Raw genomic sequence first — 15,873 nt, forward strand, 5'->3', positions numbered from 1 at the left:
AGCCATGTCCGGACTCTTTGGAGCTCTCAATGGAGGCGTAAAAGCCCTCGCCGCGCACTCCCGTGCCGTCGAGACCGCTGGGCGAAACCTCGCCAACGTCAACAACCCCGACTACGCGCGCCAGCGCGTCGTTTACGGTGACCGCGGCACGGTGCTCACCCCGCTCGGCGCCCAATCGCTCGGTATCGAAGCCAAGCAGGTGGAGCAGATCCGCGACCGTTTGCTCGACCAACAGGTCGTGCGCGAAGTCGCCGTATCTTCCGCCGCCGAAGCCGAAGCCAACGCTTACGCCAAGGGCCAGGCCGCGCTCGGCCAATCCATCGATCGCACCGCCGATTCCTCCAGCTCCGGTTCCAGTGGCAGTCAGGGCGTGGTCGAATCTGTCACCGATTTCTTCACCGCTTTTGAAGGCCTCGCCGCGCGTCCGACCGATTCCGGTCAGCGCCAGACGCTCATGCAGCGGGCCGCCATTCTCACCGACCGTCTCAACTCCACCGACGCGCGTCTCGACCAGTTGGAGAAGGACCTCACTTCGGCGGCCGCTTCCGACGTGGAGGATGTGAACCGCCTGCTCACGGTCATTGGTGAACTCAACGGCCAGATCGGTCGTTTCGAGATCAACGCACCTGGCTCCGCCGTCGACCTTCGCGACCAACGCCAGGCTCGTCTCGAAGAGCTCGCCGGCAAAATCGGCATCGAGACCCGCGCCAACGCGGTCGAGCCCGGCCAGATCGACATCTTTGCCCGTGACGGCGCCGGCAACGAGATCCAGCTCATCAATCTCGCCACGGTGCCGAACCCCGTCGTTTTCGACGGCACCAATCTCACGGTCGGCCCCGATACCATCGCTCTTTCCAGCGGTAGCATCGCCGGCCATTTGAAGGCCCGCGACCAGGGACTCACGCAGCTGCGCAACGACCTCGACGCGCTCGCCAACGAACTCGTCACCTCGGTCAATGCCGCCTACAACCCGACCGGCCTGACCGGCGACTTCTTCGTGGCCGGCGGCACCACCGCCGGGTCCATCAAGGTCGATCCGACGGTCAACGCCGTGAGCCTCAAAGCCTCCGACGGCGGCGCCGCAGGTGATGCCACCATCGCTCGGGCCATCGCCGATCTCGCCTACCGCAATTTCAACACCGGCGGCGGCGATGCCATCGACGGCACCTTCAACCAGTTCCTCTCCCGATCCATTTCCGACTTCGGTGAGGAAGTGGCCGGCGCCGACGCGCGGTTCGATGATCAAAACAACATTGAAAAGCTCGTGCGCGCCCAGCGCGATTCCGTCTCCGGTGTTTCCCTCGACGAAGAGATGGCCGACTTGCTCAAATTCCAACGTGCCTTCCAGGCCTCTTCCCGCGTCATCTCCGTCGTGGACGAACTGCTCAACACCGTCGTCAACGGCCTCGGCCGCTAATTTGATTCTGCTGTCCAGACCGCCTGCCTGAACGCCCCAGCCCGTCACCGCCATGCGAGTTCCCACCTACGCCGCCACCACCACGGTTATCAGCCAGATCGCCGACCTCAGCTCGCGCCAGAACGAGTTGCAGGACCAGGTCTCCAGCGGCCAGCGCGTCAAGCTGCCGGGCGACGATCCCGCCGCGGTCGGCCGCCTGCTCACCCTCGAAGCGGAGAAGCGCCGCGTGGGGCAGTTTGAGCGCAATTCCGACATCGCTCTGGAACTCACCCAGGCGACCTATTCGCACCTCAGTGCGATGAAGGACCTCAACGTGCGCGCCGGCGAACTGGCGCTGCTCGGCACCGGCACTCTCGGCGCGGAGGCTGCCAAGGCCTACGCCGCGGAGGTCGACCAATTGATCGAACAGGCCGTGCGCACCGGCAACGGGCGCCTGCGCGACGACTACCTCTTTGCTGGCACCGCGGTGAAGACCGAACCGATCGCGGTCACCCGTGATGCCAGCGGCAAAATCACCGCCAGCACCTACGCCGGCAATACCGACAAACGAGCCATCGCCCTTACCGAACAGTCGACGCTCGACGTCGGGTCCACGGGACCGACCAACACCGCCATTGCCGATTTTATCAATTCACTCGTGACGCTGCGCGACGCGCTCACGAACGGCGATCGCACCGCGCTCGACACCTCCATCGCGGGATTGGAGGCCTCCGAGGATGTGATCGTCGAAGCCATCGGCACGACGGGCGCCGCGGAGATGCGCATCGAGGTGGGCCGCAAACAACTCGGCACCCGCTCCGATGAGATCGAGCGCCTGGTCTCGGCCGAAGCCGATGCCGATCTGCCCAGCACCATCGTCAAACTTTCCCAAGCCACCACGGCATATGAAGCGGCGCTCGCCTCCGCCTCACGAATCCTCAACATGTCGATCCTCGACTATCTGCGTTAAACGCTACCCCCTTTGTTTTCGTTGTCATGAAAGTCACCGCCGACTCCGCCGCCACTGCCGCCGGCCCCACGGACGAGATCTCGCTCCCGCAGGGTCTGGTCGGATTCCCCGACTACGATCGTTTCGCGGTCGTTTACCAGGAAGACCAACTGCCGTTTTGCTGGATGCGCCTGATGGGGCCCAATGACGAGCTCCACTTCGTCGTCGTGGAACCGGGCAACGTGATGCCCGACTACGAGCCTGAACTTTACGACGAGGATGCGTCCTATTTGGAACTCTCGGAACCGGCCGATGCCATGGTGCTCAACATCGTGACGGTCACGCACGGCGCGCAGGCCACGGCGACGGTGAACCTCACTGGTCCGGTCGTCATCAACCGGCGCACGGGCAAAGCCAAGCAGGTGGTTCTTGCGAATCATCAACAATATAGCGCTCGCCATCCCTTGGTCACCGGCTAACTCAAAGGAGCCCATCATGCTCGTTCTTACCCGCAGAGTTGGCGAAGCCATCAAGATTGGAGACAACGTTGAGATCAAAATCACGCGCATCGATGGCGACGTGGTGAAGATCGGCATCGATGCTCCGCGCAATGTGCCGATCTACCGCAAGGAGGTCCTGGCCGATATCGCGCAAACCAACCAGTCGGCGGCCGTCAAAGGCCAGCGCGGTGGTCCGCTGCCGGCGCTGCCCGCCCTGCCGCGGCTGGCCCGTCGTCCGGACTGATATTCCGTCCGCGGCATTCGTTCAATCGAGGTTCGATTTCCGACGCCCTGGGGCGAACGGGACGACGAGTTGTATTCAAACGCTGCGAGCGCGCGCGGTGACTGATCGGAACTAGCTAGTCTGTCTCGATTAGGGAAATCTCCGAAACTCGGGCCCGGCGAATGGGCTAGGGATAATTCTCTGTTTTGTGCTCAAGAAACCCTCATGTTGGACGATCTCCCCTAGGTTGAATCTCTCGCCTATGCACTCGACGATGGCTTCCCCCAGCACGCCTTTCAGTTCGCCGATTTCTCCACCTCGCAGCTGCCACACTTGTTTGTTTTGGCTGCAGGGGGCGGGGTGTTGTCATTGTGAAGGCAGTTCGTGTGGCGAGGGACAGGGAACGGACCCGGAACGGAGTTTCTGGCGACCCGTGCACGGCGAAACGGCCTGTTTTGGAAGTGGATCTCGCATCCCCTTTCCGCACCGCCCGAAGTCTGCGGTGGCGTAGAATTTTCCGTCGTCCCCCATTAATTGATGCCTGAACCGTCCGCGCTGAGTGATCCTGCTCCTACGATTCTGGTGATCGACGATGAGAAGCCCGTGCGGGTGGTTGCGGGCAAGCTGCTCGAGCGTTTGGGGCATCCGATCGGGTTGTGCTCTTGCGCGAGTGAGGCGCTGCGCTGTGTGGAACGCGCCGCCGGATCCGTCCGTTTGGTGTTCGTCGATCTGCGGCTCGGGGAGGAGGACGGGCTGGACTTGGCGCGCCGTCTGCGGGCCTACCTTCCCCGGGTGCCTTTGGTGTTGATGGGCGGGGACATCAGTGAGGTGGCGCTACGTTTTGAGGAAGAGAACAAACTGATTTTCCTGCTGCCCAAACCCTTCGATTTCGCTGGTTTGCGGCGGATGCTCCAGGTGACGGGGTTCGAGCGGGAAGATCCTGAAATGCATGATGGCGGTTCTTGCTTGTCGCGTTCCGACAGTGCCAAGATCCCGCCTAGGCATGACCGATAGCGTCGCAAGTTCCCCCCGCGTTCCGTTGGAACGTCTTTTGGCCGAGGCCCGTGAACGCCTCACCGCGACCATGCCGCCGAAGACGGTGCAGCGGATCCTGGAGGTCTCGGGCGACGTGCCGTTTGTCGTGATGGATCCGAGCGGGACCATCCTGACGACCAATGCGGCGTTTCTGGCCATCTACCAAATGACCGCGAGCGAGATGGTGGGCGCGAGCTTGGAGCGCTTTCGATCCGATTATCAAAGCACGCTCGTCTACGAGCACCTGCAGGACGTCTTAAGCCGTGGGGAGGGGTGGTGGGGTGAACTCTGCCATTGCACGCCCACCGAATCGTTGCGCTGGGTGGAAGCGTTCATCGTGGCCGTCTCCGTCGACGAGATCGACTACCATGTGGGGCTTTGTCGCGACAACACGGACAGTCACCGCACCGACAGTCCGATGCAGCTACACGACCTGGTGCTGGAACAGATGGCCGAATCGGTCATCATCTGCGACGCCTCGACCGAGGACACGCCAATCATCTACGTGAATCAGGCGTGGATTCGCATGACGGGCTACTCCCTCGAGGAATCGATCGGCCGCAACGCCCGTTTTCTCCAAGGACCCGATACCGACGAGGCCGTCGTCGAACAGATCCGCCAACACCTCGGGGACGGGCGCCTCTTTCACGGCGAATTGCTCAACTACCGCAAGGACGGCACGCCTTTTTGGAACGAGTTGGAGCTGCGGCCTGTGCGCGGGCAGGACGGCAAGCTGACCCACTTCGTCGGCACGTGCACCGACGTGACCGAACGGCGCCATTTCCGCGCGCAAAGCGATTTTGAGGAGAGTGTGCTCAAGAACCTGGCCCGCGGTCAGCGCCTCGATGATGTGCTCACCATGATCGTGACCACGCTCGAGCGGGAGTTCCCGGCGCTCAAATTTGGATTCTACCTCGTGGAAACCGAGGAGAAGGTGCTGTCCGCCCGCACCGCCCCCACGACCCCGCCCCAGGTGTTCGGGCAATGGGATGGGGTGACGGTCGATGCGCAGAATGGGTTTTGTGCCGCCGCCGCTGCGATGGGCAGACTCACGGTGGAACCCGACTTCAGCCGTTTACCCGACAGCGAGTTTAAACGCGAAGCGCTCGACCGCGGCTTTTTGGGCGGCTGGGCCGTGCCGGTATCCTCCGGCGCAGAGGCTCCAATCGGCACGATGATGGTGCTCAGCGGATCGCCGCGGCACCCGACCGAAGGGGAGCGCAGCTTCTGCCAAGTGGCCGCGGGACTGGCCGCCATCGCGATCGAACGCTGGCTCGACGATGAGCTGCGCGCGCATCTGGAGCGGCAGCTGCGCCGCGCGCAAAAGATGGAGGCCGTGGGCACGCTGGCCGGTGGCATCGCGCACGATTTCAACAACATCCTTACCGGCATCTTTGGATTTGTGCAGCTCGCCCGCGACGACCTGCCCGCCGAACACAGTGTGCACCAATGGCTGGAGGAGGTCATGGCCGCAGCGATGCGGGCGCGCGACGTGGTGCGCCAGATTCTGACTTTCAGTCGCCAGCAGGAACAGGAGGTCGGCCCCTGCGACATCGAGCGCGTCACCTCGGAGGCCATCAAACTCATTTCCTCCATGCTCCCGTCGACCATCGAAGTGCAGATGGTGCCCGCCGCCAATTTGCCCGTCGTGCAGGCCGACCCGGTGCAGGTGCACCAGGCCATGGTCAACCTCTGCACCAACGCCTGGCACGCCATGCCCGAAGGCGCCGGGAAAATCACGGTGTCTCTGGTCGATCTCACTTTGCCGACCGATGGGCTCACCACACCGACGGAGATTCCCGAAGGCCGCTACATCTGCATCGCCGTCAAAGACAACGGCGAGGGCATGTCGGCCATCATGCTCGATCGCATTTTTGAACCCTTCTTCACCACCAAACCTACCGGTAAAGGCTCCGGCTTGGGCCTCGCCGTGGTTCACGGCATCATGCAGGCTCAAAACGGCGGTGTGTTGGTGGAGAGCGAAGAGGGCAAAGGCTCCACCTTCTATCTGGCTTTCCCGGTGGAGGAGGCGGAGGTCAAGGAACCGCCGCCACCCAAACCGCACATCGTGAAAGGTGACGGGCAGTCCTTGCTGCTGGTGGACGATGAGAAACCGATCGTAGGCTGGCTGCGGGCGTTGCTCAAACGCAGTGGCTACGCCGTGACGGGCTACGAACAGCCAGTGGATGCCCTCGCGGCTTTTGAGGCCGATCCGCAAGGGTTCGATCTGGTGCTCACCGATCTTACCATGCCGGGCCTGACCGGCATCGATCTGGCCCGCAAGATCCGCAAGATCCGCGACGATGTGCCGGTCGTGCTCATGTCCGGCTACGACGATATTTCGGCCCCCGATCTCCTCCACGAATCCGGAATCTGCGAGGTGCTGCGCAAGCCGCTCATGGCCGAAACCCTCACCACCGCACTCGCGCGAGTGCTCTCCCAAAGCTAGAGCGTGTCCGGCAAAGCCGAGGTCGCTGTGTGCTGGCCGCGTGCTCGCCCTCGGACCACGCTTTGGCTCCCGGGGAACGGCGGGCAGCATTGGTCAATAGAGTGACGAATTTGGCCCGTAGGTCGTTACCCCCATGGCGATTGGGGAGACGGAGACAGGGCGGTAAGCGACGAACATGATGGGGTTTAGGGTGCGTAGCCCAGTCGCCGAGGAGGAGCGCAAACCCCGAGCGCGTGACTGGTGAGGTTAAAACCTCACTTAAGGAATCCGATTAGCGGGTCGATTGGGTGCTTAGTCTCCATTCGTTTCATGAACCTACTTCGAAAAATCAGCACCCTGCTCGTTTTCCTCTCCGCCGCCTGTTTTACCGCTGCCGAGGAATTCGAGACTCCCGATAACCCGCCGGTTCCTGTGCGCACGCCGCCTCCGCGCTACCCGGACCAACTCAAACGCGACGGTATTTCCGGCATGGTCGTTGTCACCGTCGTCATCGACGAGGATGGCAAAGTCGCCGACGTCTCCGTGCGCAAATCGACCCACGCTGAGTTTGAGGAACCTGCCCTCGACGCGGTGAAAAACTGGCGCTTCAAGCCGGCCAAGAAGGGGGGCGCCGCCATCCGCTCCAAGGTCGCCCTGCCGCTGAAATTCTCGGCGGACTAAAAGCCTTTCCCCTGTTCGCCACCCCATTCCGTCATGAACCAGTTTACTGTTACCATCGGCCGTCGCATCGCGATGGGTTTCGCCATCGTGCTCGTGCTCTTCGCCGTCGTCGCCGGTCTGGCCGCTTACGTGGTCAACTCCGCCGGCGGCACGCTCAAGAGCGTCCTCGCCAGCGGCACCCAAGTCAGCGAAGTCGGCAACACCGAAGCCGCCATTAAAGACCTGCGTCTCAAGGTCGCCAGCTGGATGCGCAACCCGTCAGCTGCCAACGCCGCGGCCTGTGACGAGGCCTTCAAGCACTTCGACCAAGCGCTCGAAGTGAATATCCAACACGCCGACGGCAAAGCACTCGCCGATCTCCAGGATGCCGCCAAACTCGCGAAGGCCTTCGCCGCTTCTTACAAAGAGCTCAAGCAGCTGAAGGACACCGAAGCGATCATCGTTGACGAGGAGCTCGACCAAGCGGCGCAATCGCTGCGAGGCGACCTCGACGAGATCATCGCCATATCGCGCGCTTCCGGTGACCAGATCATCGCCGCCCGCGGCAACACCGGCCTGCAGTATTATTTCGCGGCCGCCGCCGGCGCCAGCAGCTATCGCCTTCGCGCCTCCGACAAAAAGATCGAAGAGGTCACCACCGCGCTCACCCGTCTCGATGAAGAAATCGATGGCATGTTGGCCGACCAACTCGAAACCGAGGCGCTCGACGAATCACTCGTTTCGCCGGAAAAGAAAGCGGTCATTGCTCGTTTGGATGCAGCGGCCACCGCCTTCCGCACCGCTTTCCATCGTCAGGTGGAGAATGCCGCGGCGCAGGAAGCCACGCTCAACGACACCATGTTGCCGGCGGGCACCGCCTTTGAAAACAAGGTCGCCGGTATCCGCGATTTCATGCTCGAGCAAAACGACGCTCTCGGCGAAGCCTCGCTGTCCAGCCAAGCTCGTCAGCAGGTCTTCCTCGGCACCCTCAGTCTCATCGGTATCGGCTGCGGCATCTTTGGTGCCTGGTGGATCGGCCGCAGCGTGCGTGCTCCCATCGTCGATCTCGCGCACAAGCTCAACACGGGTGCGGAGATGACCGCCAGCGCCGCTCAGCGCATGTCGGCCGCTTCGTCCGAACTCGCCTCCGGTGCCTCTCGCCAAGCGGCCGCGCTTGAGGAATCCAGCGCTTCGCTGGAAGAGGTCGCCGGCATGACCCGCCGCAACGCGGATCACGCTGAGCACGCCAAGCAACTCTCCAATCAAGCGCGCACCGCCGCCGAAGCTGGCGCGGGCGACATGGGCCAACTGCAGAGCGCGATGACCGCCCTGCGTCAGTCCAGCTCCGAGATCTCGCAGATCATCAAAACTATCGATGAGATCGCGTTTCAGACCAACATCCTCGCCCTCAACGCCGCGGTCGAAGCTGCCCGCGCCGGTGAAGCCGGTCTTGGCTTCGCGGTGGTGGCCGATGAAGTCCGCGCGCTCGCCCAACGTTCCGTGCGCGCCGCGCAGGACACGGCCGGCAAGATATCCGATGCCACCCAGCGTTCCGAACAAGGCGCCCGTCTGAGCGAACAGCTCGCCGCGCACTTCGCCGAGATCACCAGCAAGACCCAGGAGGTGGACCAACTCGTCGCCGAGATCGCCACCGCCTCCCGCGAGCAGACGCAAGGCATCGAGCAGGTGTCGCGCGCCGTCTCCGAAATGGATCAGGTCACGCAAGGCAACGCCGCTGCCGCCGAGGAAACCGCCAGCTCGGCGACCGAACTCAACGAGCAGTCGCAAGTCATGTTGTCGGCAGTCAGTCACCTCGGCCAACTGGCCGGCGTGGAAACCCGTTTGGCCGGTGAGAGTGATCTCTCCTTTGGCTCGGACGAGGATTTTAGCGCACCGACGTCGCATGCGCAGGTTTCGCCGGCTCCGGCCCCGAAACGTGGCAAAGCGCCTGCCGCCGCCCCCGCTGGTGGTGGCTGGGACGACGCGGGAGACGACTGTGAATTCTTCGGTCCGGTGGATGGCAAATAAGCCCCACGTTTCTGGAGACACTTGATAAGCAAAACGCCCGAAGCCTCCCCGGCTTCGGGCGTTTTGCGTGAGGGGGGAAAGGACCGGCGTCAGCTGCTGGCGCGGGCGGAGGTTTCGATGGCGTCGATGACCTCGTGCAGGGCGACGGCGTCCTGGAAGGAGGGCACGGTATGGGTGCCGTTTTGAATGTCGTCGGCGAGACGGGCATACATGCGGGTGACGTTGCGCACGAGGGCGTCCTCCGGCCAACCGGCGTAGGCTTCGGCGGACGGCATGAGCGATTCCATCTCCGTCGCGTCACCCCGGGCGCCGCGCAGCGTGAGCTGCACCATTTGAGCATGACCGAGATCCGCGGTGACCTGGATGTCGCCTTCGGTGCCGTTGATTTCCCAGAGCAGGTTGGTGCCGCGGGAAACCCCGCCGCGGTAATGCACGGCGACCGCGGCGCCACTCTCCATGGTGCCATGAATCAAAACCTGGTCGGGCGCGTCCTTGGGCGCGGTTTCGCCGGTTTCGGCGAGGGTGACTTTGTCGAAGTTGCTGACGAAGCGGGCGGAGAGATCGCCGAAGGGACCGAGCACGTCCTTCACGGCCGCGAACGTATGGGCGAGCGGAATGGCCTGCATGGTCGCGCCATTGGCGGTGTCGAAAAGGTAGGCGTGCTCGGCGATACATTGGCCGGCCCAGTTGCCACCGGATCCAATGAGGGTGGTGGAGAGCACTTTGCCGACGTAGCCGTCGGCGATGAGTTTCGCGAGATGCTCGATCTCGACGGCGGCGCGGGCCTGGGTGCCGGCGGCGGCGACCACGCCTTTGGCGGCGGCGAGGGCGGTGAGCTCACGGGCTTCGGCGAGACCGTTGCCCAACGGCCATTCACAATAGACGTGTTTGCCGGCTGCGAGCGCGGCAGTGACGAGTTCGCGATGGTAAGGCACTTTAACCGTGACGATCACCAGATCGATCTCGGGCGAGGCCGCGAGTTCCTGTGCACTGGCGAAGGCGTGCGGCAAGCCGAGCGCTTCGGCCGTGCGCTGACTGCTGGCCAGCGAGGAGTTGGCGACACCGACGATCTGGTAGCGGTCCGACAGCGCTTTGAGCGCCGGGAGGTGGGCGGTGGCGGCCCAGTGGGAATCGGGATTCAGGCCGATGAAGCCTACGCGGATGGGAGTGGTTTGGACTTTGCTCATGGTTCGGTTAAGGCGAAACGTTCAGGCGGTGGTCACACTGGGAGCGGCTGCGGCGAGCGGCGCGAGGGCGGATCGCAAGCGACTTAATCCGTCTTTTAAGGTGGCGCGAGGGCAGGCGAGATTTAGACGAATGAAACCTTCGCCGTCCTCGCCATAAAGGGTGCCGGGACTGACCAGTAGGTGGGCGTCCTCGGCGAGGCGCGCGGTGAGCTCGGCCGAGCTGAGGCCGAGCGCGCGGCAGTCGATCCACGCGAGGTAGGTGGCTTCCTGCGGCGTGAGTTTGAGCGCGGGGAGATGGCGGGCGAGCTCGCGGGCGACGGCCTTGTAGTTGGAAAAGAGATACAGCCGCAACGCGTCCAGCCAGTCCTCGCCGGCGGTGTAGGCGGCGATGGTGGCCGTGACGCCGAAAGGGTTGACGTCGCAGACCTCATGGATGTTGAGGGCGCGGTCGATGCGGGCGCGCAGGTCGACGTCGTGCACGATGACGTTGGCAATCTGCAGGCCGGCGATGTTGAAGGCTTTGCTCGGCGCGTGGCAGGTGATCGAGCGGGCGAGAAACTCCGGGGCGAGCGTGGCGAAGGGCTGGTGGCGGAAGCCGGGATGAATGAGGTCGCAGTGGATCTCGTCGCTCACGACCGTCACGTCATGGCGGAGGCAAATCTCGCCGAGGCGACGGAGCTCGGCGGCGGTCCAGCAGCGGCCGACCGGGTTGTGCGGATTGCAGAGCAGCAGCACGCGGGCGGACGGATCGGCGGCCTGGCGTTCGAGGTCCTCAAAATCGATTTCGAAGCGCCCGTCGACTTCGCGCAGCGGGTTGGCTAGGGCGCGGCACTGCAGGTTGCGAATGGAGGAGAAGAAACAGTTGTAGACGGGCGTCTGCAGGATGACGCCGTCGCCCGGCTGAGTGAGGGCGCGCAGGATGGCGGAGATGGCGGGCACCACTCCCGAGGTGTAGAGCAACCACTCGCGTTGCAGCGGGAAAGCGTAGCGCCGGGCGAACCAGTGGATGACGGCGTCGTAGTAGGCGTCGGGCACATGGGTGTAGCCGAAGATGCCGTGGCGCACGCGTTCGGCCAGCGCCTCAATGATCGCGGGGGCGGTGGGGAAGTCCATGTCGGCCACCCACATGGGCAGGCTGGCCGGATCGGCGGAGGCATCCCACTTGGTGGCGCCGGTGCCGCGACGCTGCACGACGGTGTCGAAGTCGTAGCGCATGGTTTTAGGAGGCGACTTCGCAGGCGGTTTCGATGCGGCAGGCGCCGGGGTTGCGGCAGTTTTCATCGAGGATGATTTCGCCGATGCGCGGGGCGCGAATGACGCCGCCCTGCGGGTTTTTGACGCTGACGATTTCGTTCACGATCTCGGCGTCGACGGCGGAGTATTCGAAGGCGAGATCGGCGTCCTCCAGGCGGCAGTTTTCCATCACCAGATTGGTGGCATAGCAGAGGGGCTGGGCGCCGCGGATGGTGCAGTTGACCAAACGCAGATTGTAGGAGTGCCAGCCGAGGTATTCACCTTCGATCACGCTGTCGTAGACGGTCACATCGCGGGTGCCCCAGAAGGCGTCCTTGGAGTCGAGGTGAGCGTTGCGGATGGTGACGTTGTGCGCGTCCTGGAAGGAGTAGTTGCCTTGGAGACGGACGTCCTCGAGCTCGAGGTTTACGCCGTTCATGAAGACGTAGTCGGCCCCTTTCAGTTCGGCGCGGCGCAGGGTGACGTCGCGGCAGTTCCAGAGGGTTTCGCCGGCGCTGGTGAAGCGGGTGTCTTCGATGGTGAGGTGGGAGGCGGCGCGAAACATCTTGGGCGCCTCGATGAGGCAGTTTCGCATCTGCAGGTGGTGCGTATACCAAATCGCGGCGCGGGCGTAGACGGTGAAGGTGCTGTGCGCGACGGAGACGCGATCGCTGTGCCAGAGCGGGTATTTGCCCATGAAGTTGCAGTGTTCGATCGCGAGATCCTGCGTGTGTTTGAGGGCCGACTCACCCGGGTAAAATCGCACGTCGCGCAGGGTGGCGTGCTCGAGGGCAAAGAGCGGGCGCTCGCCTTCGTAGAAACGGTCTTGGATGGTGGTGTTAAGGTCTAGCGGTGCGTTCATGGCAGGTCGGGAAGGGTGGCAGAGCGGGAGGTCTGCGAGGGAGGAGGCCGGGGGCACCGGAAGAGGCGGCCAAAGGGAAGGTGGTGAGCGGGAGAGAGAGCGGCGTCAGAGCTGATAACCCGGGGGCTTCAGCAAGGTGTCGGCGCGGCCGACGATATCGGGCACGTAGACATCGTCCTTCCAGCGTTCGGCGCTCACATCCTCCAGGGCGACGGAGATGGCGTCGGGCTCGTTGCCGAAGATCTCGCTCACACTGCGGGTGATCGCATCGGCGATCTGTTGCTTTTGCGCCGCGGTTTTACCGGGCAGGGCTTTGATGATGACGTGTGGCATGGTTTGGAAAGGGCAGGGCGGTCAGGCGGTTTGGGCGGTTTGGGCGTCAGTGGTCGCGAGGTCGCGGCTGCGGGCGAAGAACACGATGGCGATGCCGATCACGGTGAAGGCGACGGAAACGAGGATGGCCTGGCGCCAGCCGCTGAAGAGGCCGCTGGCACCGTGCACCTCGGCGCCGTGGGCGATGAGCACGGCGGCGATGGTGATGCCGATGGCCGAGCCCAGGTAGCGGGCGGTGTTGTTGGCGGCGCTGCCCATGGCGGTGCGATCCTGCGGCACGGTTTGCACGGCTTGGTGACCGAGTGCGGCGTTGAGGAATCCGTTGGAGATGCCGGCCATGAGCAGGCCGGGCAGGGCGAGCAAGACGCCGCCGGAAGGCACGACCAACCAGAGCAGCACCTGGCCGACACCACAGCCGAACATGCTCCAGAGCAGTAAGGCGCGCGGCGAAAGGCCGCTGTGCAGGCGGTTGGCGGCGAGGGCCGTGATCACCGTCATGGCCGACCAGGCGATGAGCACGACGGCGGCGAGCAGGGGACTGACGCCGAGCGAGCGTTCGAGCACCGTCGGCAGCAAGGTCATGATGGAGAGCACGCCGGCGCCGGAGGCGAATGCTCCGGTCGTCGCTCCCACAAAGTCGGCCCGGGTGAAGAGGGAGAGTTGCAGGATCGGGTTGCTCGTCTGCACCTCGATCCACACGAAGACGCACAGCAGGATAACGCCGGCGGCGAAGAGCCAGATCACATGCGGGCGAAAGCCGAGGCGCATCTCGGTGAGGGCGGCGAGAAAGGCGCCCATGCCAACCATCAGCACCACGGAGCCCGCGTAGTCGACGCGCGCCGGATTTTTAATGACGGTCTCGGGCAAGCGACGGCGACCACTCAACGCGAGTGGGGTCGCCAGAATCGCCACGACGGCGTGGGAAGCCCGCCAACCGCCGAAAGACAGCAGGCCGGCGGCGATGATGGGGCCGATCGCGACGCCGGCACCGAGGCCGGCCGCCCAGATTCCCGCGGCGCGCACCCGGGCCGGACCATGAGGATAGACCTGACCGATCAAGCCCAGTCCGCAGGCCAGTAAAGCGGACGAAGCGAGACCTTGGACCACGCGGGCCGCGACCAATACGAACGTCGACCACGCCAACGCGGCGACGATCGACGCGATCACCAACAAGGTGACCCCGGAAAGAAAGACGCGTTTGCGCCCGAGGTTGTCTCCGAGGGCGCCAGCGCCGAGCAGACCCGCGGCGGCGCCGAGGGGCATGCCACTGAGGATCCAAGCCTGCCCGCCGGGGCCGGAGCCGAGATCGGCCACGCTGGCGGCGAGCGTGGTGAGTGGCTGGGTGAAAACGATGAGCGCCAGCATGGTGGCGCCGGCCACCACCAGCAGCGGGGCGACCGGTGTCGCGTTGCTGGGGGCGGAGTGAGTTTGGGAATGGTGCATCGAGAAGTTGGATACGTCGCGGCTTCAGGCGCGCGGCGTGACGCGCATGGTGGCGGCGCGGGTGCGCTCGCTCACCATCGGCGCGAGGTAGTTGCTATCGGCGTATTTGGCGCGGTAGGCGTCATCGATCCGGTCGTTGAGCGCCGGATCCGGGATGGGCTCGAAAGCAACGTCCTTGATCAAACCGGCGGCGTGAATGCGGCCGGCTTTTTGCGAGAGGGCGGACTGATACCAACGGGAACCCCGACCGGAGTAGGCGCGCACGTAGAGTTGGTCGTCGACGACGACGGACCAAATCCACGTCGGGGTGCCGGCGGTTTTGCCATCCGCGCGAAAGGGCGCGATGTGCAGATCGTCGGACTCCTGGATGCGGGCGAGTTCGGTGGGATTCCAGTCGCTCATGATCAGGCCTCGTATTGGGCGTCCGACACCTTCTCGAGCCAGTCGACGGCCTTGCCGTCCAAGGCTTCCTGAATGGCGATGTGGGTCATGGCCTTGTCGGGGGAGGCGCCGTGCCAGTGCTTTTCTTCCGGCGGGAACCAGACGATGTCGCCGGGGCCGATGCTCTCGATGGGGCCGCCCTCGCGTTGGACGCGGCCGCTGCCGGAGACGACGATGAGGGTTTGGCCGAGCGGGTGGGTATGCCAGGCGGTGCGGGCTTTCGGCTCAAAGGTCACGACCGAGGCGCCGGTGCGGGCCGGCGGCTCGGTATTGTAGAGCGAGTCGATGCGGACGGTGCCGGAGAACCAGTCGGCGGGACCCGGGATGGAGGGCATGGAAGCGTTGCGGATGATTTTCATAATGAGTCCTTGGTATTGAGGACCCGGCGGGGAGGCTCGGTGGGAAAAAAGGTTGAGCACTCGTCGGGTGTGATGCCGCCATTCTAATCCCGTTCTGCTCCCGCGTCTTACAGCCTCTTGCGCCACCTATCCCAACCTTGCGCCAAAGCTCAAAGCGGCGGCTTCCAAGCGCGGGGCAGGGCAGCGGACACGAAAAAACCCTCCGGCGGACCGAAGGGTTTTTCGAAAATGGCTGCCCGGGCTGGGGTCGGCAAGGGCGTGTCTGGGAAAGCCGAGGAGCCAGCGTGAGTGGTAAAAGGGGCTCGCGCCAGGCGGCCGCGACGGAGGTGGCCCAGAGGGCCATGCCGTCGCGGGCAACGCCGCGCCAGCCCCTTTTACCGCTCACCCTTTGGGCTGGGACGGAGACAGCGGAGGCCGGCGTTGTCGCCGAGGGACAGTGCCCACGGGCACAGTTCCCTCGGCTCCGCCTTGCCCTCCACGGGCTGCGCTACCAGCGATGGCTCCTCGGCTTTCCCAGACACGCCCGAGCGCCGCAGGCGGTGGTTTGACACCCGCGACCCGGCGTCAGTCGGAACGTCGCGACGTTCGACCCTTCGCGGGGCAGGGGAGCGGGCACGAAAAAACCCTCCGGCGGACCGAAGGGTTTTTCGAAAATGGCTGCCCGGGCTGGGGTCGAACCAGCGACCAAGTGATTAACAGTCACCTGCTCTGCCACTGAGCTACCGGGCAAAAAGGAGGGCTGAAAAACAGGTCGGGCGGACGCGTTGTCAACGCTCCTTTTGAATCCAAGCGCGGA

General features: G+C 64.2%; 15 protein-coding genes and 1 tRNA gene. 8 read left to right on the forward strand and 8 right to left on the reverse strand.

Annotated elements, in window-relative coordinates:
• Window positions 1-4 precede the first annotated feature (4 nt).
• The 8 genes from flgK to K1X11_RS22595 all read left to right on the forward strand — a co-directional run bounded on the left by flgK (window position 5) and on the right by K1X11_RS22595 (window position 9,219).
• Entirely contained in the window at window positions 5-1,417 is a 1,413-nt protein-coding gene (gene flgK / locus K1X11_RS22560; RefSeq protein WP_221030232.1) for a flagellar hook-associated protein FlgK, read from the forward strand.
• Between the two features lie 52 nt (window positions 1,418-1,469).
• Window positions 1,470-2,366 (forward strand): flagellin N-terminal helical domain-containing protein, encoded by an 897-nt coding sequence (locus K1X11_RS22565; RefSeq protein ID WP_221030231.1) that lies wholly within the window; start codon window positions 1,470-1,472, stop codon window positions 2,364-2,366.
• Window positions 2,367-2,392: 26 nt separating this feature from the next.
• Window positions 2,393-2,824: a flagellar assembly protein FliW gene (gene fliW, locus K1X11_RS22570; protein ID WP_221030230.1), complete on the forward strand. Its 432-nt coding sequence runs from the start codon at window positions 2,393-2,395 to the stop codon at window positions 2,822-2,824.
• Between the two features lie 16 nt (window positions 2,825-2,840).
• On the forward strand, window positions 2,841-3,089 hold the full coding sequence (gene csrA / locus K1X11_RS22575) for a carbon storage regulator CsrA (RefSeq protein WP_221030229.1): 249 nt from the start codon (window positions 2,841-2,843) through the stop codon (window positions 3,087-3,089).
• Window positions 3,090-3,605: 516 nt separating this feature from the next.
• Entirely contained in the window at window positions 3,606-4,082 is a 477-nt protein-coding gene (locus tag K1X11_RS22580; RefSeq protein ID WP_221030228.1) for a response regulator, read from the forward strand.
• 25 nt (window positions 4,083-4,107) lie between these two features.
• Entirely contained in the window at window positions 4,108-6,552 is a 2,445-nt protein-coding gene (locus K1X11_RS22585; RefSeq protein ID WP_221030227.1) for a PAS domain-containing protein, read from the forward strand.
• A 309-nt stretch (window positions 6,553-6,861) separates the two neighbouring features.
• Window positions 6,862-7,212 (forward strand): energy transducer TonB, encoded by a 351-nt coding sequence (locus K1X11_RS22590; RefSeq protein WP_221030226.1) that lies wholly within the window; start codon window positions 6,862-6,864, stop codon window positions 7,210-7,212.
• A 33-nt stretch (window positions 7,213-7,245) separates the two neighbouring features.
• Window positions 7,246-9,219 carry a methyl-accepting chemotaxis protein gene (locus K1X11_RS22595; protein WP_221030225.1) on the forward strand — a complete coding sequence of 658 codons (1,974 nt, stop codon included), beginning with the start codon at window positions 7,246-7,248 and terminating at the stop codon, window positions 9,217-9,219.
• An 89-nt stretch (window positions 9,220-9,308) separates the two neighbouring features.
• Here the strand turns inward: K1X11_RS22595 and K1X11_RS22600 are convergent, their stop codons facing one another.
• The 8 genes from K1X11_RS22600 to K1X11_RS22635 form a co-directional block, all read right to left on the reverse strand.
• Window positions 9,309-10,406: a Gfo/Idh/MocA family protein gene (locus K1X11_RS22600; RefSeq protein WP_221030224.1), complete on the reverse strand. Its 1,098-nt coding sequence runs from the start codon at window positions 10,404-10,406 to the stop codon at window positions 9,309-9,311.
• 21 nt (window positions 10,407-10,427) lie between these two features.
• Window positions 10,428-11,621 carry a MalY/PatB family protein gene (locus K1X11_RS22605; protein WP_221030223.1) on the reverse strand — a complete coding sequence of 398 codons (1,194 nt, stop codon included), beginning with the start codon at window positions 11,619-11,621 and terminating at the stop codon, window positions 10,428-10,430.
• A 4-nt stretch (window positions 11,622-11,625) separates the two neighbouring features.
• Complete coding sequence (locus K1X11_RS22610) at window positions 11,626-12,501, reverse strand: DUF3737 family protein (protein WP_221030222.1); 876 nt, start codon at window positions 12,499-12,501, stop codon at window positions 11,626-11,628.
• Between the two features lie 105 nt (window positions 12,502-12,606).
• Window positions 12,607-12,834, reverse strand: coding sequence for a tautomerase family protein (locus K1X11_RS22615; protein WP_221030221.1), 228 nt, complete (start codon window positions 12,832-12,834; stop codon window positions 12,607-12,609).
• Between the two features lie 21 nt (window positions 12,835-12,855).
• Window positions 12,856-14,277, reverse strand: coding sequence for an MFS transporter (locus K1X11_RS22620; RefSeq protein ID WP_221030220.1), 1,422 nt, complete (start codon window positions 14,275-14,277; stop codon window positions 12,856-12,858).
• 24 nt (window positions 14,278-14,301) lie between these two features.
• The gene (locus K1X11_RS22625; RefSeq protein WP_221030219.1) at window positions 14,302-14,679 is read right to left on the reverse strand and encodes a DUF2255 family protein; all 378 of its coding nucleotides are present in this window, start codon (window positions 14,677-14,679) and stop codon (window positions 14,302-14,304) included.
• A 2-nt stretch (window positions 14,680-14,681) separates the two neighbouring features.
• The gene (locus K1X11_RS22630) at window positions 14,682-15,077 is read right to left on the reverse strand and encodes a (R)-mandelonitrile lyase (protein ID WP_221030218.1); all 396 of its coding nucleotides are present in this window, start codon (window positions 15,075-15,077) and stop codon (window positions 14,682-14,684) included.
• Between the two features lie 654 nt (window positions 15,078-15,731).
• Window positions 15,732-15,806, reverse strand: a tRNA-Asn gene (locus K1X11_RS22635).
• Between the last annotated feature and the right edge of the window lie 67 nt (window positions 15,807-15,873).

This window comes from Actomonas aquatica (genome assembly GCF_019679435.2).
Lineage (GTDB): Bacteria > Verrucomicrobiota > Verrucomicrobiia > Opitutales > Opitutaceae > Actomonas > Actomonas aquatica.